This is a genomic window from Brachybacterium sp. p3-SID957, from assembly GCF_025144775.1.
GTDB classification, from domain to species: domain Bacteria; phylum Actinomycetota; class Actinomycetes; order Actinomycetales; family Dermabacteraceae; genus Brachybacterium; species Brachybacterium epidermidis.
This window is the reverse complement of record NZ_JALXKT010000055.1, coordinates 1-21,674: the sequence shown is the minus strand read 5'-3', so window position 1 is coordinate 21,674 and position 21,674 is coordinate 1. Positions and strand designations below refer to the sequence as shown.

The following is a 21,674-nucleotide window of genomic DNA, read 5'->3' as shown; positions in this document are numbered from 1 at the left end:
GGCGACCCCGCCCACGGCCCCCTGCGCAGGGCCGAGCACACGGCCCTGATCGACCAGTGGCTGCGCACTCAGTGGCGGGCAGCGGGTGCGCCCCCGCGCGGGGCAGCGCTGGCCGCCGTCGGCTCCGTGGGGCGGCGCGACCCGGGACCGGCCAGTGACCTCGACCTGGTGCTGCTGCTGGACCCTGAGCTCGCGGGATCCGAATCCGCCTCAGGCCTGGCCTCCGCCCTCTGGTACCCGGTATGGGACTCCGGCACCTCCCTGGACCATTCGGTGCGCACGCCCGCGCAGTGCGAGCAGGTCGCAGCGGAGGATCTGCGCACCGCCGTGTCCCTGCTGGACCTGCGCCCCGTCGCCGGGGAGGAGCGGCTCGTCGCCGACGCGGCCACCCGAGTGCGGCGCGCCTGGCGCACCGGAGCCCGCACCCGGATCGAGGAGCTCGGGGAGCTGGTCGAGGACCGCACCGGGCGCTACGGCGTCCTGGCCCACTCCACCGAGCCCAACCTCAAGTCCGACCGCGGGGGCCTGCGGGACGTGACCCTCATCCGCGCGATCGCCGAGTCCTGGCTGGCCGACCACGACCACGTGGTGGTGGACCGCGCGGCCGATGTGCTGCTGGAGGTGCGCGATGCCCTGCAGCTGGTCACCGGCCGCGCCAGCACGCGCCTGAGCCGCGCCGACCAGGACGCGGTGGCGGGCCTGTGCAGGTACGGACAGGCCGACGACCTGCTCGCCGCGCTGGCGGAGGCCTCCCGTGCCGTCGGCTGGCAGCTGCACCGCAGCCTCGCCGCAGCCCGCTCCGCCGCCGCACGGGGCGGCCGCGCCACCTACGGTGCGGGGGCCATGCGCCGGCCGGCCCTGCAGCGACTCGACCACGGCGTCATCGTCCAGGCCGGGGAGATCTCCGTGGACCTGGAGGACCCCAGCCCCCTGCGGGACCTGGCCGCCGTCCGGCACGCGACCACCACCGGCCTGCCGCTGACCGGGGCGACCCTCGCACGCCTCGCCTCCGGGCGCTGCCCCCGACTGCGCCCGGCCCAACGTGACCTTTTGGTGGACGCCCTGTCCGGGGAGCACCTGGCCGAGGTGTACGAGGCGCTGGACGTGCACGGCGCGGTGGCCCGGCTCGTGCCCGGCTGGCAGAGCATCCGCAACCGCCCTCAGCGCTCGCCCGTGCACCGCTACACCGTGGACCGCCACCAGGTCGAGACCGTGCTGGAGGCGCAGAAGCTGCTGGGCACGGTGGATCGCCCCGACCTGCTGCTGGTCACCGCCCTGCTGCACGACCTCGGCAAGACCCCCGAGGCCGAGGACCACAGCCTCGTGGGCGCGCCGCTGGCCCACAGGGCCGCGACGGAGCTCGGATTCGATGCAGCCGACGCAGAGGTGATCGCCGCCCTGGTGCGCGAGCACCTCACCCTGGCGGAGCTGGCCACCGGTCGCGACCATGCGGACCCCGCCACCGTCGACGCACTGCTGAATGCCGTGGATCACGATCCCTCCCGGCTGGATCTGCTGCGTGCCCTCACCGAGGCCGATGCCCGCGCCGCCGGCCCCGCCGCCTGGACCACCTGGCGGGCAGAGCTCGTCGAGCACCTCGCGGCACAGGCCCGCGACACCCTCACCGGCGTCGTCCGCCCGCCCCGCGAGATGCTGGCCCCGCAGCGCTCCGCCCAGGTCACGGTGTTGGATGCGGTGCGATCCACCAGTGGCTGTGCGGTCCTCTACCCGGCGCCGGGGGAGGACGCCCCCATCACCGAGATCTGCATGGGAGCCCCCGACGGTCCCGGGGTGTTCGCGGCCCTGGCACGGGTGCTGGTGCGGCTGCGGTTCCAGGTGCGCTCGGCGGTGGTCGCCACCGTCGACGGGGTGGCCGTGACCACCTGGTGGGTGACGGGCCGAGCCGGGGACCTGCCCCACCCCACGACCGTGCGCACTGCGATGGAGCGCGAGCTGGCGCGTCGCGAGGACCCTGCTGCCCGGGTCCTCGAGACCGGGCCGCAGGCACCGATGCGGCGCAGCGAGGACACGCCCGTGGTGGCGCTGCTGCCCTCCGCGCCCGGCAGGCCCACGCCGCTGCAGATCAACGCACGCAACCGCCCCAGCCTGCTCGCGGACATCGCCGAGACGATCACCGGTCACCGCCTGCTGGTGAGCGGGGCGCACGTGATGACCCTGGGCCGCCGCGCCGTTGACGTGCTCTACCTGACCGATCTGCGAGGGCGCCCGCTGGACGAGGAGACGGCCGCCCGGGTGGCCGAGGCTGTCGCGGAGGCCGCCGCCTGAGCGTGCGAGGCGTGCGTGCAGGCCGCCGGTCACGTACGCGAGGTGCGCGTGCGAGCTGCGCCGACGCCGAGCCCCACCGCCTCGACGGCGCCGGCATGCTGGCCGTCCCGGGACTCCTGAACACCCACGCCCACGTGGACAAGTCCTGAACACCCACGCCCGCGTGCACAAGTCCTGGTGGGGCCACCCCTGGCAGTCCTTCGGGGGGCCGCCCGGGACAACATCCGCGACCTGTGGAGCTCCTACGGCACCGGGGACATGGTCAAGATCGCCCGCCAGCACGCACGCATCACCGGTGCCCGGTACGACGAGGAGCTGCTGCACGTGCTCGCCCAGACCTCCTCGCCGTCGACTCCCGCGCCTCCTCGCCGTCGACCCCCGCGCCGAGATCGTGCTGCTGGACGCTGAGAACCCGATGGACGCCTTGGTGCGCGCTCCCGCGCGGCAGCTGGTGCTCGTCGGCGGAGAGATCGCCCACGACGCGCGCGGCTGAACCCTCCTGCCCCTGCCCGGAGCCCACGGTGCCCGGTAGTGTGGCCTGCGCCGAGGACTGCCGTCACCGCCCCGGACCGATCTGAAGGACCATCGCCCCGTGTTCAACAACCTGTCCGACCGCATCACAGCCTCGCTCAAGGGACTGCGCGGCCATGGCCGTCTCACCGAGGCCGACGTCGACAAGACGATCCGCGAGATCCGCCGCGCACTGCTGGACGCCGACGTCGCGGTGTCCGTGGTGCGCGAGTTCACCGGTCGCGTGCGCGAGCGCGCCCTGGGCGAGGAGGTCTCCAAGGCCCTCAACCCCGCCCAGCAGGTCGTCAAGATCGTCCACTCCGAGCTGGTCGAGGTGCTGGGCGGTGCCACCGGTGAACTCTCCTGGGCCAAGCATCCGCCCACGGTGATCATGCTGGCCGGCCTGCAGGGCGCCGGCAAGACCACCCTGGCGGGCAAGCTCGCGACGTGGATGAAGGGGCAGGGCCACACCCCGCTGCTGGTCGCAGCCGACCTCCAGCGTCCCAATGCCGTCAACCAGCTGCAGATCGTCGGCGAGCGGGCCGGCGTGCCGGTGTTCGCGCCGGAGCCCGGCAACGGCGTGGGCAACCCCGTGCTGGTCGCCATGAACGGTGTCTCCACCGCGCAGTTCCAGCAGCACGACGTCGTTATCGTCGACACCGCCGGTCGTCTCGGCATCGACGAGGAGATGATGCAGCAGGCCCGTGAGATCCGCGACGCCGTCAACCCCCACGAGACCCTGTTCGTGGTCGACGCGATGATCGGCCAGGATGCCGCCCGGGTCGCCGAGGCGTTCCGTGACGGGGTGGGCTTCACCGGTGTGGTGCTCTCCAAGCTCGACGGCGATGCCCGCGGCGGTGCCGCCCTGTCCATCACCGGCGTCACGGAGCGGCCCATCCTGTTCGCCTCCACCGGTGAGAGCCTCGACGACTTCGAGCGCTTCCATCCCGACCGCATGGCCAACCGCATCCTCGACATGGGTGACGTGCTCACCCTGATCGAGCAGGCGGAGAAGGCCTTCGACCAGAAGGAGGCCGAGAAGGCCGCCCAGAAGCTGGCCTCCGGGGAGGACTTCACCCTCGACGACTTCCTGGTACAGATGCAGCAGCTCAAGAACATGGGCTCCATCAAGAAGATGCTGGGCATGCTGCCCAACATGGGCCAGTACCGCGAGCAGCTCGAGAACTTCGACGAGAGCGAGCTCGGTCGCGTCGAGGCGATCATTCGCTCCATGACCCCTGCCGAGCGCAACGATCCGAAGATCCTCAACGGTTCGCGCCGCAGTCGCATCGCCAAGGGCTCGGGCACCACCGTCCAGCAGGTCAACCAGCTGCTGGAGCGGTTCAAGCAGGCGCAGACCATGATGAGGCAGATGGGTCGCGGCATGGCCGGCGGTGGCATGCCGGGGATGCCGGGCGGCCCCGGCATGGGCATGGGCAAGAAGTCCCGCGGCAAGGCGCAGCAGCAGCCCCGCGTGAAGAAGGCCAAGTCCAAGAACCCCGCCAAGGCGGCGCGCGAACAGGCCGAGGCCGCCAAGCGCGCAGCCGAGGGCGCCGGTTCAGGGGGTTCCGCCTTCGGTGCCGGAGCACTCGGTTCCGGTGGCAAGGGCGGTGCGGGTCAGGGCGCAATGCCGGACCTCTCCGACTTCGACGCCAGCCAGCTCCCGCCGGAGATGCAGAAGCTCTTCGGCCAGGGACGCTGACGCGCGGCCGGCGTCGGCCCTGGCCGGGGTGCTGAGGCGGGGCTGGCATCGGCACGGGTGCTGAGGCGCGGCCGGCATCGGCACGGGTGCTGAGGCGGGGCTGGCCGTTGCGCTGCACCCCGGTTACGGGTGGGCACGTTCCAGTTAGTGGAAGCTGGCCGCCCGGTAGCGCGGTAGCGCGGTGGTGGGGTGGTGGCTCGTGGTTACGGGTGGGCACGTTCCAGTTCGTGGAAGCTGGCCGCCCGGAACGCCCGTCCGACCGGCGTCCCTGCGCTCGTGCGGCCCGTGGAAACACCCGGTTCGACTCGCCGCCGAGGCCTCCCGCTCCGCCATGCTCGGGCGACTGATTCGGCTCCACCGGCGCGGACAGCCGAGTTCCTCCCCATCTCTCGCCCGTGCACAATCGGCGCATCATTCCCCGTCCTGGACCGCGGAGATCCATAGCGTCGGTACATGGCAGAACGACTGAACAGCGCAGAACAGCTCAGGCCAGGCAAGCTCTACACCCGCACCGGGCTGCTCCAGGCAGGGATGCACCCGCGCGTGCTGGCGTCCTCGGCCATCGTCATGCCGCTTCCGGGTATGTGCGCCCGGGCGGATTCGCCGGTGGAGCTCATCTCGGCGGCGCGTGCGCTGCAGAACCGGGTTCGCCCCGGGACGGTCATCAGCCACACCACGGCCCTGGAACTGCTGGGCCTTCCCCTGCCGCGTCGACATCGCTGGCAGCACGGGGAGCCGCTCCACAGCAGGGCTGCGAGCGACCAGGGCCGAAGCCGGACCAGACGGATCATCGTCCACGGCCCCAGGTCAGCTCCGCGATTCCGCTGGAAGGGCGTCGAGCTCTACCATCCGCTGATCGCTCTGCAGGACTGCGCGAGGCTCCTGAGCAGTGACGATCTCGTCGTCTGCATCGATGCCCTGGCAGGCTCGAAGGCAGAGCTGACGATCCCGCTGCCCGAGATCAGGGCGTTCTCCCAGCGGCTTCGAGGGCGCGGCGGTGAGGCGGTCAGGCAGGCGGCGCAGTCGGCGGTGGAGAACGTCTGGTCACCGATGGAGACGAGGGCGCGCCTGTTCCTCACGCGGCGGGGGTATCCGCTCCCCGTGGCGAACCTGCGGGTCGACGACCCCGACACCGACTGGCACGGCTACATCGATCTCGCCTATCCGCAGTGGAGGATCGCCATCGAGTACGACAGCGAAGCTCACCGGCTGGACCGCGCCCAGTGGCAGAAGGACCTCCACAAGAACCAGGTGCTCCACCAGCAAGGATGGAGCGTGCTGCGCATCAGTGTGGCGGACCTGGTGGCTCCGGAGCATTTCCTGCAGAGGCTCGATGCGGCGATCAGTCGTGCCGGGGCACCGATCAGTCGTGCCGGGGCGCCGATCAGCCGTGCCGAGGCACCGATCAGCCCTGCTGACGCCGCATGACCGCAGCCTCAGCCACCTCCAGTGCCTGCTGTGTCGAGGCGAGCAGTGCCGGGTCCCCGCCTGCGCGCAATTGCGCTGCGCGGCGGAAGTCCTCCACGGCACGTTCGGGGTGGCCGGCGGCCAGGAGCGTCTTGCCACGATGCTGTCTCATCATGGCCTCACGAGGGGTCCCCATCGTCTCCGCCACCAGCGCGTCATACGAGTCCAGGGCACGATCGTGGCGGCCCAGGTCGCGATGGCAGTCAGCGGTGAGCGCCCGGACCCGCACGGTCTCGGGGAAGGACGAGAGATGCTGCAGCGCCTCGGCCGGCCGCCCGGACCACAGCAGCTCCAGCACGTCCACCAGTTCGTCCTCGGCATGGGACCGCCGGAACATCGCCGGATCGGTGATCGAGGGGCGCAGATCCTCGCCGCGGATCACCCATCCGGGCCCGCCCTGCACGTCAGAGGTCATGCCCCCATCATCGGGCCATGCCCCTGGTGCGCGGGACGTCGGTGCGCTCATGCGCTGAAGGACGGGGCGGTGCACCCCGGCGGGCGCGCGAGGTCGACGGCCCGCTAGGGTCAATGCATGCTCAGCGCCGACAGCGACACGCCCGTTCTCCACCTGACCGGACCGATCCTGTTGGGACCGGAGCAGGAGATCACCGAGGCCTGGGTGCACCAAGGCCGCATCCATCACCAGCGGCCCGAGCTCCCCACCGGCACCGAGGTGCGCACACTCGCGGGCTTCACCGTCCCCGGCCTCGCGGATCTGCACTGCCATCTCGGCATCGGCGACGACGGCAAGGGCACCACCCTGGAGCAGGCACGGGAGCAGGCGCTCACCGACCGTGACACCGGGGTGCTGCTGATCCGTGACGCCGGCTCCATCATCGACAACTCTCCGCTGCAGCAGCAGGCGGACCTGCCTCGCCTGATCCGATGCGGTCGGCACGTGGCTCGTACCCGGCGCTACCTCATCGGATACGCCGAGGAGGTCGAGCCCGAGGACCTGCCCGCCGCGATCACCCATGAGGCCGGCCGCGGTGACGGGTGGGTGAAGCTGGTGGGCGACTGGATCGACCGCGGCGTCGGCGACCTCACTCCCTGCTGGGACGCGGAGACCTTCCGCGCTGCCGCCGACGCCGCTCACGCCGCCGGCGCCAGGATCACCACCCACACCTTCGCCGAGGACACCCTGCCGATGGCGCTCGACACCGGCTTCGACTGCCTCGAGCACGCCACCGGCCTGACCGACGACACCATCGCCCGGGCCGCCGAGTCCCGCACCCCGGTGGTGACCACACTGGTGAACGTGGGCGAGTTCGAGCAGTACGCCGCCCAGGGGGAGAAGAAGTTCCCCACCTACGCCGCACACATGCGCCGCCTGCGCGAGGGCCGCTACGACCGCACCCGCGACGCCCTCGACGCAGGCGTGGCGCTGCTGGTGGGCACCGACGCCGGGGGAGTGCTGGGCCATGGCATCATCCACGACGAGCTCGACGAACTGGCCAGGGCGGGCATGACCGGTCCGCAGATCCTGCAGGCCGCCGCCTGGGGGCCCCGCGAGTTCCTGGGCGTGCCGGCACTGGAGGACGGGGCACCCGCTGACCTGCTCGTCGTCCATGACGATCCGCGAGCCGATCACCGGGCCCTGCGCGATCCCGGCGTCGTGGTGCTTGCAGGACGGGTGGTGAAGGGATGAACGCTGCCGAACCACTGGTGAGCCTGATCCAGGAGGCACGGTTCGCCACCGCGCGCTTCCGCCCCGGCTACCGCACGGCCGACGCCCCGGGAGCGGACCGCTGCCGTGTGCCGCTCGGCACACGGCCCGCGCTGGAATCAGGGGGCCGCGTGCTGGCATACTCGTTCCCTGTATGTGCCCTGGCCGGCCCTCTACCCGCCAGGCATGACACCCCGAGGACCGTCTGCGCCCGCATCACCCCACAGGCTGCGGCGGGACTCACCCGAACATCCTGAAGGAGAGTCCACCCACGTGGCTGTCAAGATCCGCCTGAAGCGCATGGGCAAGATCCGTGCACCGTTCTACCGCGTCGTCGTGGCCGATTCGCGCAAGAAGCGCGATGGCGCCGTGATCGAGGAGATCGGCAAGTACCACCCCACCGAGGATCCCTCGGTGATCGAGATCGACTCCGATCGTGCGCAGTACTGGCTCGGCGTGGGCGCTCAGCCCACCGAACAGGTCTCGGCGCTGCTGAAGGTCACCGGCGACTGGCAGAAGTTCAAGGGCGAGGGCGACTCCGCCGGCTCCCTGAGGACTGCTGAGGAGAAGAAGTCCGCCGAGGAGCTCATCGCCGAGGCCGACAAGGCCGCTGCGGAGTCCCGTGAGGGCGCCAAGAAGTCGAAGGACGCCGAGAACAACGAGTCCGAGGAGGGCGACGTGTCCGACGAGAAGAAGAACGAGGCCGAGGAGGCCGCATCTGAGGTCGAGCCGGGTTCGGAGGAGGGCGACGCCAAGGGCGAGTCCACCGAGGACGCCGAGGCGCAGACCACCGACGAGGCCTGAGATGAGCGCTCGCGCCGAAGCTCTCGACCACCTCGTGCGCGGCATCGTGGATGACCCGGACGCCGTGCGCGTCACCGAGAAGTCCACGCGCCGTGGCCCGCTGCTCGAGGTGCGGGTCAGCCCCGCGGACCTCGGCCGCGTCATCGGTCGCTCCGGTCGCACCGCCCGAGCCCTGCGCACGGTCACCGCGGCCCTGTCGGACGACGACGTGCGCGTCGACATCGTCGACGTCGACCGGCGCTGAGGTGCCCGGCACGAACGAACACTCCGAGAGCGGCACTGTCCAGCAGTGCCGCTCTCGGCGTACCCGCACCCTCGTCACGGCTGGTGCGGCCCTGCTCCTGGCCGCCTGCGCCTCCGGACCCGCGGCACCCACGGACCCCGAGGCCACCGATGGTGCGCAAGGAGAGACGGCGACGGACACCGCCGGGAGCCCGGACCCCGCACTGGCCTCGGCCTGCGGGGAGTTCTGGGGCGACCCCGACTACGCCGCCCCCCTGTCCCGCGTGGTGCTGGACCGGGCGGCCACCGCCCCCGAGGCCGGCCCCTCGGACCCCTTCTTCTACGCCATGACCGGGGACGACATCGAGGCCGTCTTCGGTGATGCCCCCGAACAGGCGCGCACCGCCGCCACGGATCTCGCCCAGTGGTTCCGCACGCAGCCCGAGAAGGGCTCCGAGGCTGATCGGGACGCGTTCGGCGATCTGTGGCAGGGACTGGCCGCCGAGTGCGCGGACGTCTCCGCCGCGGCCTCCTGGGCCGCTGACCCCGAGCAGGCGGCCGACAAGCCCGCAGCCCTGGTGTGCGCCGACGTGTACGACACCCCCGGCACCTTCACCCACTTCGGCAACGCCAATGTGCTGACCTCGAACATGTTCAAGCTCGTGGGGCTGAGCGCCCAGCAGGTGCCGGCGGACAGGCTCGAGGACGTCCAGGCCACCGCCGACCTGCTGGAACGGGAGATCGACCGGGTCGACGACGACGCCGTCCGTGCCGGGCTCGAACAGGTCCGCGCCCCCTTCCAGCAGGCGCTCGAGGGCGACCTGTGGTCCGAGGGGCTGCGGGAGCCGCTGACCGAGCTCGGCAGCGCCTGCGATGACGCCGGGTACCGTGCCCCCGAGAGCGGCGAGCTCGGGGACGAGACGAACGACGAGGACGACGACGGAGGACTGGTATGACCGGCTTCGAGGTGATCGTGGCGACCATCGGCAAGGCACACGGGCTGCGCGGCGAGGTGGCGCTGAACCTGCGCACCGACCAGCCGGCCGAGCGCCTGGTCGCCGGAACGGTGTTCGACATCGACGCGCCCGCGAGCGGAGGGCGTGACACCCGCGCCCGCGGCACCGCCCCCGGTGCCGCCGTACCTCGGCGCCTCACCCTGCTCTCTACGCGCACCCAGCAGGACCGCTGGTACGCCCGCTTCGAGGAGGTGCCGGACCGCACCGCAGCGGAGGCGCTGCGCGGCATCGAACTGGCCCTCGAGCTCGACCCCGAGCAGGAGACCGAGGAGGATCCGGACGCCTGGTACGCCTCCCAGCTCGAGGGCCTTCCGGTCAGGCACGTGGACGGCCACGACCTGGGCGTGGTGGCCGGGCTGCAGCACTACCCCGCGCAGGACCTGCTGCTGGTGCACACGCCGGACGGCCGCCGCGTCCAGCTGCCCCTGGTGGCACAGCTCGTCCCCGAGGTGGACCTCGAGGCCGGGGTGATCCTGGCCGACCCGCCCGGCGGGCTGTTCGAGGAGCTGCCGGAGGACGACGCGAGCATCGAGCAGGAGCGCTGAGCCCGGGTGCGCATCGACGTCCTGACCATCTTCCCGGAGTACCTCGCGCCGCTGGAGCTGTCACTGATCGGGAAGGCCCGGCGCGAGGGCCTGCTGGACCTGCACCTGCACCATCTGCGCGACTGGACCCACGACCGTCACCGCACCGTGGACGACACTCCCCTGGGCGGCGGTGCCGGGATGGTGATGAAGCCGGAGCCGTGGGCGGAGGCCTTCGCCGCCGTCCGCGAGCAGGGACGAGCCGAGCTCGGGCCCGATGCTCGACCGCTGGTCGTGTTCCCCAACCCCGCCGGCACACCCTTCGCTCAGGCCACGGCCCGCGAATGGTCGAGGCGTGAGTGGATCGTGTTCGCCTGCGGGCGCTACGAGGGGATCGACGAGCGGGTGTACGAGCACCTCGCCGATGAGGGCTACGAGGTGGCCCTCGCCTCGCTGGGCGACTACGTGCTCAACGGGGGAGAGGTCGCGGTGCTCGCCATCACCGAGGCCGTGGTGCGCCTGGTGCCGGGCGTGGTCGGCAACGCCGAGTCCCTGGTCGAGGAGTCCCATTCCGATGGCCTGCTGGAGTACCCGCTGTACACACGGCCGGCCCGCTGGACCGACCCGTCGGGAACCGTCCGGGAGGCCCCGGAGGTCCTGCTGTCCGGCGACCACGGGCGCATCGCGGCCTGGCGGCGCGAGCTGTCACAGCAGCGCACCGCGCAGCGTCGACCCGATCTGCTGCCCCCGGGGTGACGGATCCGACACCCCTGGCTGGGCGTGACCTGCTGATCCGTCATGGCGGAGGCTTGCCGCGGGCAGTATTGCGCTGGCAGAATGGTCGGCTGTGCATGCCGCGCGCCCCTCTGCCTCAGGGGAGGAGCGCACGACGCGGCCGGGCAGGTCCGTGGCGATGGGAGTCGCCGCCAGAGGCCCAGCACACCGGCACGAGGGGTCGCCCCCTCGCCGGATCGACGGTTCATGACGGACCCGGGCCCCCGGGACCCAGCGAACGACGCCGTCCGACCTGAGGCGGAGGGCAGGAGAGAGACATGCAGAAGCTCGACGAGCTCGACAAGGCATCCCTGCGCGAGGACATCCCCGCGTTCCGCGCCGGTGACAACGTGAAAGTCCACGTGAAGGTCATCGAGGGCAACCGCTCCCGTATCCAGGTGTTCCAGGGCTACGTGATCGCCCGCCAGGGCCACGGCGTGGGTGAGACCTTCCGCGTCCGCAAGGTCTCCTTCGGCGTCGGCGTGGAGCGCGTGTTCCCCGTCCACGCCCCGACCATCGACAAGATCGAGGTCGTCACCCGCGGCGACGTGCGCCGCGCCAAGCTGTACTACCTGCGGGGCCTCACCGGCAAGAAGGCCCGCATCCGCGAGAAGCGCGAGCACTCCTGATCCTCTCGATGTGAGCCCTTCCGTGGCCCCCGGACGGCGGCGATCACCCCTTGTGGTGGTCGCCGCCGTCTGCGTGCTGGCACTGCTGCTGGCGGCGGCCGGGGTGCGGCACTTCGTCACTCAGCCCTACCGCGTCCCGTCCGCGTCCATGGAGCCCACCCTCCGCGCCGGCGACGTGATCCTCGCGGACCGTGCGAGCCGCGGCCAGGCCCAGCACGGTGACGTGGTGGTCTTCGACGGCACCGGCTACTTCGCCCCGTCGGCCGAGAGCGGCGGACGCTACTGGGTCAAGCGCGTGATCGCCGTCGGCGGAGAACGGGTGACCTGCTGCAGCGATTCCGGTGCGCTCATGATCGACGGGCAGGAGCTCGATGAGCCGTACCTCGCGCCCGGTACGGAGCCCAGTGCGATCGAGTTCGACCTGGAGGTGCCGGACGGCCGCATGTTCGTCCTCGGCGACAACCGCGCCGACTCCACCGACTCGCGCTCCATGCTCGGTGCGCCCGGTGGCGGCATGGTCCCCGTCGAGCGGGTGGTGGGGACCGTCGACCGGATCGTGTGGCCTCTCACGCGAGCCGGAGCCGTCCGGTGACCAGGACGAGTCGATAGGATCACCGCGATGAACCAGACCGTCCCGCCCAGCAGCGCCGTCCCCAAGAACGAGGGCACGGCGCGCGTCGAGAGCCACCCCGGCGGCGAGCACCCGACGGAGGAAGCCGGGTCGGAGACGCATGAGCGCAGCGGGCGCCGCCGCGCGGAGAGCAGGCAGCGCCTGCCGCTGTGGCTGGACACCGTGCTGACCATGGTGGTCGCGCTGATCATCGCCGTGCTGGTCAAGACCTTCCTGATCCAGCCGTTCTTCATCCCCTCCGCGTCGATGAACCCCACCCTGCTGCAGGACGACAAGATCATCGTCTCCAAGCTGTCCCCGGGGGTGTTCGACCTCGAGCGGGGCGATGTGATCGTGTTCGAGGACCCGGGGGACTGGATCCCCGGGGACGCCACCGAGAACCCCACCCCGCGGGTGCGGCTGATGATGGCGCTGAGCCTGGTGGGCCTGGCCCCGGATCCCTCGCAGGACCACCTGGTCAAGCGGCTGATCGGCTTGCCGGGGGATCGGGTCGTGTGCGAGAGCGAGGACGCGGCGCTGCAGGTCAACGGCACCGAGGTGCAGGAGCCCTACATCAACCCCGAGACCTCCGCCTGCCAGGCGGCGTTCGACGTCACCGTGCCCTCGGGACACGTGTGGGTGATGGGCGACAACCGTCACGCCTCGGCCGATTCCGCCTACCACCACGTCCACGACGGCGACGGCTTCGTCGCGGAGTCCGACATCACCGGACGCGCCGAGGTCATCTTCTGGCCCGCCGGCCGCTGGTCCGGGCTGGGCGGCGGGGACGAGGCCTTCGCCGATGTCCCCGACCAGCCGTGACCATCCAGACCCTCCCCCCGGCGATCCCCACGCTCGATCTGGAGCTCGCTCTGGCCACCCGGTGCGGGCCCGGGCCGCGGATCGTCGTCGGCATCGACGAGGTGGGGCGCGGGGCGCTGGCCGGGCCGGTCGCCGTCGGCGCCTGCGCGATCGAGGTGACCGGCGGTCGAGCCGCGGCTCTCCCCGAGGGCGTGCGGGACTCGAAGGCGCTGACGGCCCGCCGTCGTGAACTGCTGGTCGAGCCGATCCGCACTGCCGCTCGCAGCACCGCGGTGGGCTGGTCCGAACCGGCGGAGATCGACGAGCTGGGCATCATGCGAGCCCTCACCCTGGCCGCCCTGCGGGCGATCGACGCGCTCGAGGTGACGGCCGATGCGATCATCCTGGACGGCTCCGTGGATGTCCTCACCCCGGATCTCTCCCGAAGGGCGGTCCCCTGCCCGAGGGTCGAGCTGCGGGTGAAGGCCGACAGGGACTGCGCCAGCACGGCTGCCGCGAGCATCCTCGCGAAGGTGGCCCGCGACCAACGCATGACCGAGCTGGATGCGCTGGCGCCGGCCTACGGGTGGGCCGCGAACAAGGGGTACGGCTCCGCCGTGCACCGCCGGGCCATCCAGGATCACGGCCTCACGGCCCACCACCGCCGCAGCTGGAACCTGGGCGGACAGGCACCCGTGCTGCCTGGCGTACTGTGGGACGACCAGTCGAGCCCGCAGCCCGGGAAGGAGCGCCGGTGAACGTGCAGGACCTCGAGAACTACGAGTCCGACCTCGAGCTTCAGCTCTTCCGCGAGTACCGCGACGTGGTGAGCCTGTTCACCTACGTGGTGGAGACCGAGCGCCGCTTCTACCTGGCCAACCAGGTGGATCTGCAGGTGCGCTCGGCCGGGGGAGAGGTGTTCTACGAGCTGCGCCTGGCCGACGTCTGGGTATGGGACATCTACCGCTCCAACCGCTTCGTGCGGTCCGTGCGGGTGGTGACGTTCAAGGACGTCAACATCGAGGAGCTCAACAAGCAGGACATCTCCCTGCCCTGAGCTCGGTGACCGAGCTCGCCAGGTGAGGTCATGGGCTGAGTTCCCAGGCTGAACTCGTCGGATGTGGTCGCGAGGCCCGCTCCACCGGGTGAGGTTCCTCCCCAACCGCCACTCGTGCACATTCCTGACCCCGATGGTGCGGCGGGGGCGAGCGGACGGCCACGCTGATCGGCATGAGCGATCACACCGCCACCCGATCCCGCAGCACAGGCCAGGCCTCGAGCCGCGCTCCGTCCCGGCCCTCGCCCCGCCTAGCTCACGAGCCCCCGCCAGGTGCCGCGCCCCGTCCCGATGATGCCGCCGGCCGTCAGGACCCGGCTCGCATGACCGCTGCGGAGCTGGGACGAGCGGGGGAGCAGCTCGCCGCCACCTACCTCGAGCGCATCGGCTTCACCGTGCTGGAGCGCAACGTGCATCTGCGCACCGGGGAGATCGACATCGTGGCCCTGGACGGCACCACCCTCACCTTCATCGAGGTCAAGACCCGTCGCACCCTGGTCACCGGGGTCCCGCAGGCCGCGGTCACCCCCGCCAAGCTGCGTCGACTGCGCAGGCTCGTGGGGGCCTACCTGATGGATGCCTCGCCGCCGCACCGCGACATCCGCATCGATGTGCTGGCCGTCCTCGCCCACGCCGACGGCACCTTCGCCGTCGAGCACCTGCGCGGAGTGGGCTGATGGGGCACGCACGCACCCTGTCGATCGGTCTGCACGGGCTGCGCGGCACACTGGTCGAGGTGGAGAGCGACGTCTCCACCGGCCTGCCCGCCTTCTCCGTGGTGGGGCTGCCGGACTCCTCCACCCTGCAGGCCCGGGACCGGGTGCGCGCCGCCGCTGCCCGCAGCGGCATGCACCTGGCCCAGCGCCGCATCACCACCAACCTCAGCCCGGCTTTCGTCCCCAAGCACGGATCCGGCTTCGACCTCGCGATCGCCGTGTCCGTGATCGCCGCGCAGGGCGACATCGATCCCGGGGGCCCCTCCCGCACCGTCCACCTCGGTGAGCTCGGGCTCGACGGGCAGATCCGGCCGATACCCGGCGTGCTCCCCGCCCTGGTCGCAGCACGCGACTGCGGGATCAGCCGAGCCGTGGTGCCGCAGGAGAACCTCGCCGAGGCCAGGCTGGTCGACGGGATCGAGGTCACCGGGGCAGCGCACCTGAGCAGCGTGCTGCGCCGGTGGGGCGCGGATGTGGCCGTGCCGGCCCATCATCCAGCGCTGCGCATCGCTCCAGAGGCGGAGCCCGAGACCGGTGCCGGCGCCGACTTCAGCGATGTGATCGGCCAGCAGCAGGCCCGCAGGGCTGCGGAGGTCGCGGCGGCCGGTGGCCACCACCTGCTGATGACAGGACCGCCGGGCGCGGGCAAGACGATGATTGCCTCCCGCATCCCCACGATCCTCCCGGATCTCGACGACGAGCAGGCCCTGGCGGTCTCCGCCATCCATTCCGTGGCCGGGAGGTTCGACGCGCGCCAGGGCCTTCGCCGCCGCCCTCCCTTCGAGAACCCCCACCACACCGCCACCACAGCCGCTGTGGTGGGTGGGGGAGCGGGCCTGGCAGCACCGGGCGCGATCTCACGCGCCCACGGGGGAGTGCTGTTCCTGGACGAGGCACCCGAGTTCCCCTCCCGGGTGCTCGAGGCGCTGCGGGAACCCCTGGAGACCGGCGACATCACCCTGCACCGGGCCCGTGGCGTCACCAGGTACCCGGCCCGCTTCCAGCTCGTGCTGGCAGCCAACCCCTGCCCCTGCGGGAAGGCCTGGGGGAAGGGGACCGACTGCAGCTGCAGCCCGCAGCAGCGCCGCACCTACCTCACCCGGCTGTCCGGCCCCGTTCTGGACCGGATCGACATGCGTATCGCCGTCGGGCCGGTGGACGTGAACCGGGTCGATGCCGTGCCGTCGGAGTCCAGTGCGCAGATCGCCCAGCGGGTACGCACGGCCCGCGAACGCCAGCGTGCGCGCTACGCCGATCACCCCTTCAGCATCAACGCCCAGCTGCCCGGTTCGCTCCTGCGCACCGCCTTCTCACCGGCGCCGGCTGACCAGCGCCTGCTGGACCACGCCCTCTCCCAGGGCCGCCTCACCCTGCGCGGTCACGACCGCGTTCTGCGCCTGGCCTGGACCCTCGCCGATCTCGAGGGTGCCGAGCGTCCCACTGCCGAGCACATCGGCACCGCCCTCACCCTCCGCGAAGGAGACCACCGATGACCGCGTCGAGCTCCCTGTCCACCGTCGCTGCGCACGGCGGGGACGATCCCGTCCCGGCTCCGCCCCCGCCATCGGGCGGCGCGAGGGAGGAGGCTCCGCAGCACCGCAGCGCATGCATCACCTGGTCGCTGATGGCCGAGCCCACCGACTCCGTTGCCCTGGCCCTGTGCGCGGCGCTGGGCCGCGTGGACGCCCTCGCCCTGGCCCGGGACGGCAGCGCCGATGACCTCGTGGACCACCTGAAGGGTGATGTGCCGGTCGAGTTCGCGGACCCGAAAGCGGTCAGGAGGGACCCCCACCGGCTGGCGGGGCGCGCACTTGCCCGATGGCGGGAGCGCCTCGGGAGCATCAGGGCCGACGAGGTGCTCGATGCCGCCGCAGCGCGAGGGATCCGGGTCCTGACCCCCGGGCATCCGCACTGGCCGCCGGGTGTGGATGACCTCGATGCCACCACGCCACACTGCCTCTGGGTCAATGGGCCCGGCGATCTGGCGGACCTGGTGGGGCGGCGCTGCGTTGCCATGGTCGGCTCCCGCGCTTCCACCCCGTACGGGGAGGACACCGCGTCCTCGTTGGCCGCGTCCTTCGCTCGCTCCGGGGGGACCGTCGTCTCCGGCGGGGCGTACGGGATCGACGCCGCTGCCCATCGCGGTGCGCTTGCCGCGGGTCAGGGTGCCACCATCGCCGTCCTCGCCGGGGGCCTGGACTCCCTCTACCCCCGGGGCAACACCCGGCTGCTTGAGGCGATCCGGGATCGTCACCTGCTGGTCACCGAGGCCCCACCGGGGACCGCCCCCACCCGATGGAGGTTCCTGGCGCGCAATCGCCTCATCGCGGCCCTGTCCCAGGCGGTGGTGGTGATCGAGGCGTCCTGGCGCTCCGGCGCGCTGTCCACCGCACGCCAGGCCGAAGGGCTCTCCCGGCACATCGGAGCTGTACCGGGCCCTGTCACCTCCGCCGCCAGTGCTGGCTGCCACCGGCTGATCCGGGACAACGGAGCTGTGCTCATCACTGAGCACTCCGAGGTGCTGGACCTCCTGCCCGGCGGCCCGCCTGCTGGTGACAGCAGCTACGCCCAGCAGGACGAGCTCGATCTGCTCGCCCCTGCGGACCGCCGAGTGCTGGATGCGGTGCCGCCGCGCTCCAGCGCCTTGACGGCGGTGATCGCCCGGGAGGTCGGGATCGGGGAGGAGGAGGCGCGCTCCGCCCTGGCCAGGCTCGAGCTGCTGGGCATGGTCGTGGTCCGGGACGACCGCGCTCGCCGGTCGCGCCAGGATCGGCGCACCCGGTGAGCGCCGCGCCCAAGAGTGCTCCTGACTCGCCCTGCGCCGCGGGTGGGGCGAGACTAGGGGGATGACGAGCCGGCCGCGACAGGACCAGGAGCACCCGGGTGACGGAGAGCTGCTCCACGCCTTCGCCGAGCATCTGCGGCTGGAGCGGGGGCGTTCCGCCCACACCGTGCGTGCCTACCGCCGCGAAGCCTCGGACCTGCTCCACCACCTGCGCCACGTCGAGCGCATCGACGTGGCGGGCCTCGACGTGAACGCCCTGCGGTCCTGGCTGGCCGCTCGCGCGGGGACGGGAGCCGCCGCCAGCACCCTGGCGCGCTCCGCGGCTGCAGCGCGCACCTTCACCACGTGGCTCGCCGCCACCGAGCGCATCCCCCATGATGTCGGCGGTCGCCTGCGGGCACCCAAGCGGGGCAGGCACCTGCCCACCGTCCTCTCCGCCGCACAGACCTCCCAGCTGCTGGATGCCATCCAGCATGACCCGGGAACCGCCCCTGCAAGGGACGAGCCCGATCAGGACCGGACCGCTCGTGCCGTCGACCTGCGCGACGCCGCCGTGCTCGAACTGCTGTACTCCTCCGGGCTGCGGGTCTCCGAGCTGGTCGCCCTGGACTCCACCGGCATCGACCACGTGCAGGGCACGGTGCGGGTCAGGGGCAAGGGCGACAAGGAGCGCATCGTCCCCGTCGGTGCACCGGCACTGGATGCCATCCGGCGCTGGGAGTCCGAGGGCCGCCCCGTCCTCGCGGCGGCCGGCCGCGATCCGTCCTCAGCGGCACGCGACGCGCTGTTCCTCGGCGTGCGCGGCGGCAGGCTGGGCGACAGAGCCGTGCGCACACTGCTGGACAAGCGCACTGCCGCCTCCGGCATCCCACGGCATCTCAGCCCTCATGCCCTGCGGCACAGCGCCGCTACGCACCTGGTGGAGGGCGGCGCGGATCTGCGCACGGTCCAGGACTTCCTTGGGCACTCATCGCTGGCCACCACGCAGATCTACACCCACGTGAGCTCCGAGCGGCTGCGCGGCACCGTCGAGCAGGCGCACCCCCGCGCCTGACCACCCCGCCGCACATCCAGTGCCCAGCTGTCGTCAGTCCAGGAGCGCGCGCCGCAGGCCATGCCGCGGAGCCCCGCTGGCAGCGGCCGCCGGGGCGCTGCTCGCCCGTGACCCCTTGGGGGAGGAGACCGGCCGGGTGCGGCTGGCCTCAGCCTGCTCCGCCCCGCCCCACGGCAGCAGCACACTGGGACCGCGCGCTCCGAGCAGCAGCAGCGGATCCAGGTAGTCCTCTCCCCGTCGAGCGCCCAGGTGCAGGCACGGGCCCTCCGGGCAGTGCGGACCTCCCGTACCGGCAGGGGCGAGATCCCCGAGCAGATCGCCGACCGCCACCGACTGCCCGGCTCGGACCTTCGCCGTGACGGGCTCGTAGGTGGAGATCAGACCGTCGGCATGCATCACGGAGACCACGCCACGCCCTGCGACGTCACCGGCGAAGCGGACCGTGCCGTCCTCCACTGCTCGCACCGGGGCACCCACACCGCCGTGCACCATGAGGTCCACCCCGCGGTGCCCGGCCGCATAGCGGTGCTCAGGCTGCTCGAAGCCGCGCAGCACCTGATGCGGCGGCGCGATGGGCCACTGCCATCGGCTCGCGGCGGGTTCGGCGGCCACCGGGGACGCCCCGAGCACCATCACCCACAGCACCAGTGCCACCACGGCCAGCAGCGCCGCACCGGGGTCACTGGACCGGCGCCCGACGGTCGGAGCGGGAGGTTCACTCATGCCCCCACCGTGCCGGACCGCCCGAGCCCGCCGACATCCTCCGGCCCTGGCGGTGGATGACCCCCAATGGGGAGGAACCTCACGCGGGGCCGCCTTCGCGGTCGCGGCTGTCCCGGACCGGGCGCGGGACGGACGAGCAGGACCGCCGGCGTGACGCATCCCGCGCCGGAGAGGGCGGGGGCGTCGGCTAGACTGACGCCAGCATCCGGTCCGTCCGGATGACTTCGCGTGCCCACCAGGGCTCGTCGACCATCGGTCCTCCCGGGCCCGCACCCGTGCGGGAGCAGGTGGCGGTCGGCAACCCGGGCACCAGGCCCCGAGCCGTCCGGCTGCGGGGGAAGAACCGAGAATGCAGGTCCTGCGCGATGACCGTGGACGCCCCACCCGGGTGCGCCGTGCGAGCCCAGGGCCGAGGAAAAGGACACCATCATGGCAGTCGTCACCATGCGCCAGCTCCTGGAGAGCGGCGTCCACTTCGGGCACCAGACCCGTCGCTGGAACCCCAAGATGCGCCGTCACATCTTCACCGAGCGCAACGGCATCTACATCGTCGACCTGATGCAGACGCTGACCTACATCGACAAGGCCTACGAGTTCGTCAAGCAGACCGTCGCCCACGGCGGCACCGTGCTGTTCGTCGGCACCAAGAAGCAGGCCCAGGAGTCGATCCAGGAGCAGGCCACCCGCGTGGGCATGCCCTACGTGAACCAGCGCTGGCTGGGCGGCATGCTCACCAACCTGCAGACGGTCTCCGCGCGCGTGAACCGCCTCAAGGAGCTCGAGCAGATCGACTTCGACGATGTGGCCTCCTCCGGCCGCACCAAGAAGGAGCTGCTGATGATGCGCCGCGAGAAGGAGAAGCTCGAGCGCACCCTCGGCGGCATCCGCGACATGTCCCGCGCCCCCAGCGCGGTGTGGGTCGTGGACACCAACAAGGAGCACCTCGCCGTCGACGAGGCGCAGAAGCTGAACATCCCCGTCGTCGCGATCCTGGACACCAACTGCGATCCCGACGAGGTCACCTACCCGATCCCCGGCAATGACGACGCGATCCGCTCCGTCACCCTGCTGACCCGGGTGGTCGCCGACGCCGTGGCCGCCGGCCTGCAGGAGCGCCACGCCAAGAGCACCGGTGGCGAGAAGAACGTCTCCGCCGTCGACGCCGAGCCGCTGGCGGAGTGGGAGCGCGAGCTCCTGGCCCAGTCGGAGGTCCAGCAGCAGGACGCCCCGGCCGAGCAGTCCGTCGCCGCTGATTCCGGCGAGTCCGCTGGTTCCGGCGAGCCGACCGAGGCCGCCGAGGACGCCGTCACCGCGCAGGAGGCGGCCGAGACCGAGAAGACCGAGTCCGTTGAGGCCCCCGCGGCCGAGTGATCACGGGGCCCGGGCGGCATCGCTGCCCGGGCCACCCCTCGGGGCTGCACCCGCCCCGACCCCGCAAAGCATCTCCCACAAGGAAGAGGAACATGGCCAACTACACGGCAGCCGACATCAAGGCGATCCGCGAGTCCACCGGCGCGGGCATGCTCGACGTGAAGAAGGCGCTGGACGAGGCGAACGGCGACACCGCCAAGGCGGTCGAGCTGATCCGAGTCAAGGGTCTCAAGGGCATCGCCAAGCGCGAGGGCCGCACCGCGTCCGAGGGCCTGATCGCCGTCGACGTGCGCGACAGCGAGGGCGGTCAGACCGGCACCCTGGTCGAGCTCAACTCCGAGACCGACTTCGTCGCCAAGAACGACAAGTTCGTGGCCCTGGGCGACGAGGCCGTGGCAGCGGCCGTCGAGTCCGGTGCCACTGAGCCCGAGGAGCTCGCCAGCACCCCCTTCGGCGAGGCGCTCACCAACGCCGGCGCCACCATGGGCGAGAAGATCCTGGTGCGCCGCATCGGCCGCGTCACCGGCGAGGTCGTCTCCTCCTACATGCACCGCACCAACAAGGACCTGCCCCCGCAGGTCGGCGTGCTGGTGGCCACCGACAAGGCCGGTGCCGAGGTGGCGCGCGACATCGCCATGCACATCGCCGCCTACTCGCCGCAGTACCTCTCCCGCGAGGACGTCCCCGCCGACGTCGTCGAGAACGAGCGCCGCATCGCCGAGGAGACCGCGAAGAACGAGGGCAAGCCCGAGCAGGCGCTGCCCAAGATCGTCGAGGGACGCCTCAACGGCTTCTTCAAGGAGAACGTGCTGCTGGAGCAGGGCTTCGCGAAGGACCCGAAGCAGACCGTCGGCAAGATCGTCGAGGAGGCCGGCGGCACCGTCACCGGTTTCGTCCGCTTCCGCGTCGGCAACTGATCCCTTCGGCGTCCCGGCGCTCGCGCCTGGGTCGCCACCC

Annotated in this window: 23 protein-coding genes; 21 read left to right on the top strand and 2 right to left on the bottom strand. The window is 71.8% G+C overall.

Annotated elements, in window-relative coordinates; translation table 11 throughout:
* From M3B01_RS11420 to M3B01_RS11405, 4 genes are all read left to right on the top strand, one after another.
* A partial coding sequence (locus M3B01_RS11420) for an HD domain-containing protein (protein ID WP_259792205.1) occupies positions 1–2,286 on the top strand: 2,286 nt, incomplete at its 5' end.
* 177 nt (positions 2,287–2,463) lie between these two features.
* A complete protein-coding gene (locus M3B01_RS11415) occupies positions 2,464–2,694 on the top strand; it encodes a hypothetical protein (protein ID WP_259792202.1) in 231 nt (76 codons plus the stop codon).
* Positions 2,695–2,878: 184 nt separating this feature from the next.
* Positions 2,879–4,498 carry a signal recognition particle protein gene (ffh, locus tag M3B01_RS11410; RefSeq protein ID WP_259792200.1) on the top strand — a complete coding sequence of 540 codons (1,620 nt, stop codon included), beginning with the start codon at positions 2,879–2,881 and terminating at the stop codon, positions 4,496–4,498.
* Positions 4,499–4,951: 453 nt separating this feature from the next.
* Positions 4,952–5,926: a DUF559 domain-containing protein gene (locus tag M3B01_RS11405; protein ID WP_193865416.1), complete on the top strand. Its 975-nt coding sequence runs from the start codon at positions 4,952–4,954 to the stop codon at positions 5,924–5,926.
* Here M3B01_RS11405 and M3B01_RS11400 read toward each other — a convergent pair.
* Positions 5,904–6,380, bottom strand: a complete 477-nt coding sequence (locus M3B01_RS11400; RefSeq protein ID WP_259792198.1) for a lipopolysaccharide assembly protein LapB — start codon at positions 6,378–6,380, stop codon at positions 5,904–5,906. The two genes, M3B01_RS11405 and M3B01_RS11400, sit on opposite strands and share 23 nt — an antisense overlap.
* Positions 6,381–6,497: 117 nt before the next feature.
* Between M3B01_RS11400 and M3B01_RS11395 the strand changes: the two genes are divergently transcribed.
* The 15 genes from M3B01_RS11395 to M3B01_RS11325 all read left to right on the top strand — a co-directional run bounded on the left by M3B01_RS11395 (position 6,498) and on the right by M3B01_RS11325 (position 18,623).
* The gene (locus tag M3B01_RS11395) at positions 6,498–7,613 is read left to right on the top strand and encodes an amidohydrolase family protein (RefSeq protein WP_259792197.1); all 1,116 of its coding nucleotides are present in this window, start codon (positions 6,498–6,500) and stop codon (positions 7,611–7,613) included.
* Between the two features lie 291 nt (positions 7,614–7,904).
* Positions 7,905–8,435, top strand: a complete 531-nt coding sequence (gene rpsP, locus M3B01_RS11390; RefSeq protein WP_193865412.1) for a 30S ribosomal protein S16 — start codon at positions 7,905–7,907, stop codon at positions 8,433–8,435.
* Between the two features lies 1 nt (position 8,436).
* Positions 8,437–8,679, top strand: a complete 243-nt coding sequence (locus tag M3B01_RS11385; protein WP_204408821.1) for an RNA-binding protein — start codon at positions 8,437–8,439, stop codon at positions 8,677–8,679.
* A gap of 1 nt (position 8,680) precedes the next feature.
* Positions 8,681–9,613, top strand: coding sequence for a hypothetical protein (locus M3B01_RS11380; protein WP_259792195.1), 933 nt, complete (start codon positions 8,681–8,683; stop codon positions 9,611–9,613).
* Positions 9,610–10,218, top strand: a complete 609-nt coding sequence (rimM, locus tag M3B01_RS11375) for a ribosome maturation factor RimM (RefSeq protein ID WP_259792193.1) — start codon at positions 9,610–9,612, stop codon at positions 10,216–10,218. The genes M3B01_RS11380 and rimM overlap by 4 nt, the downstream gene beginning before the upstream one ends.
* 6 nt (positions 10,219–10,224) lie before the next feature.
* On the top strand, positions 10,225–10,953 hold the full coding sequence (trmD, locus tag M3B01_RS11370; RefSeq protein ID WP_193865409.1) for a tRNA (guanosine(37)-N1)-methyltransferase TrmD: 729 nt from the start codon (positions 10,225–10,227) through the stop codon (positions 10,951–10,953).
* A gap of 296 nt (positions 10,954–11,249) precedes the next feature.
* On the top strand, positions 11,250–11,600 hold the full coding sequence (gene rplS, locus M3B01_RS11365; RefSeq protein ID WP_193865408.1) for a 50S ribosomal protein L19: 351 nt from the start codon (positions 11,250–11,252) through the stop codon (positions 11,598–11,600).
* Between the two features lie 10 nt (positions 11,601–11,610).
* A complete protein-coding gene (lepB, locus tag M3B01_RS11360; RefSeq protein ID WP_259792190.1) occupies positions 11,611–12,192 on the top strand; it encodes a signal peptidase I in 582 nt (193 codons plus the stop codon).
* Between the two features lie 27 nt (positions 12,193–12,219).
* A complete protein-coding gene (gene lepB / locus M3B01_RS11355; protein ID WP_259792188.1) occupies positions 12,220–13,032 on the top strand; it encodes a signal peptidase I in 813 nt (270 codons plus the stop codon).
* The gene (locus tag M3B01_RS11350) at positions 13,029–13,769 is read left to right on the top strand and encodes a ribonuclease HII (RefSeq protein WP_259792186.1); all 741 of its coding nucleotides are present in this window, start codon (positions 13,029–13,031) and stop codon (positions 13,767–13,769) included. Before lepB (M3B01_RS11355) ends, M3B01_RS11350 begins: the two co-directional genes overlap by 4 nt.
* Positions 13,766–14,068 (top strand): DUF2469 domain-containing protein, encoded by a 303-nt coding sequence (locus tag M3B01_RS11345; RefSeq protein ID WP_017822807.1) that lies wholly within the window; start codon positions 13,766–13,768, stop codon positions 14,066–14,068. The genes M3B01_RS11350 and M3B01_RS11345 overlap by 4 nt, the downstream gene beginning before the upstream one ends.
* 323 nt (positions 14,069–14,391) lie before the next feature.
* Positions 14,392–14,745, top strand: coding sequence for a YraN family protein (locus M3B01_RS11340; protein ID WP_259792183.1), 354 nt, complete (start codon positions 14,392–14,394; stop codon positions 14,743–14,745).
* Positions 14,745–16,277 (top strand): YifB family Mg chelatase-like AAA ATPase, encoded by a 1,533-nt coding sequence (locus M3B01_RS11335; protein WP_259792181.1) that lies wholly within the window; start codon positions 14,745–14,747, stop codon positions 16,275–16,277. The genes M3B01_RS11340 and M3B01_RS11335 overlap by 1 nt, the downstream gene beginning before the upstream one ends.
* Positions 16,274–17,569 (top strand): DNA-processing protein DprA, encoded by a 1,296-nt coding sequence (gene dprA / locus M3B01_RS11330; RefSeq protein WP_259792178.1) that lies wholly within the window; start codon positions 16,274–16,276, stop codon positions 17,567–17,569. The genes M3B01_RS11335 and dprA overlap by 4 nt, the downstream gene beginning before the upstream one ends.
* Before the next feature lie 61 nt (positions 17,570–17,630).
* Positions 17,631–18,623, top strand: a complete 993-nt coding sequence (locus M3B01_RS11325; protein WP_259792176.1) for a tyrosine recombinase XerC — start codon at positions 17,631–17,633, stop codon at positions 18,621–18,623.
* Positions 18,624–18,656: 33 nt separating this feature from the next.
* Here the strand turns inward: M3B01_RS11325 and M3B01_RS11320 are convergent, their stop codons facing one another.
* Entirely contained in the window at positions 18,657–19,346 is a 690-nt protein-coding gene (locus M3B01_RS11320; protein ID WP_259792174.1) for a murein hydrolase activator EnvC, read from the bottom strand.
* Between the two features lie 429 nt (positions 19,347–19,775).
* On the opposite strand from M3B01_RS11320, the gene rpsB reads away from it, so the two are divergent.
* The gene (gene rpsB / locus M3B01_RS11315) at positions 19,776–20,717 is read left to right on the top strand and encodes a 30S ribosomal protein S2 (protein ID WP_259792172.1); all 942 of its coding nucleotides are present in this window, start codon (positions 19,776–19,778) and stop codon (positions 20,715–20,717) included.
* Between the two features lie 92 nt (positions 20,718–20,809).
* Positions 20,810–21,634 carry a translation elongation factor Ts gene (tsf, locus tag M3B01_RS11310; protein WP_193865402.1) on the top strand — a complete coding sequence of 275 codons (825 nt, stop codon included), beginning with the start codon at positions 20,810–20,812 and terminating at the stop codon, positions 21,632–21,634.
* Positions 21,635–21,674 lie beyond the last annotated feature (40 nt).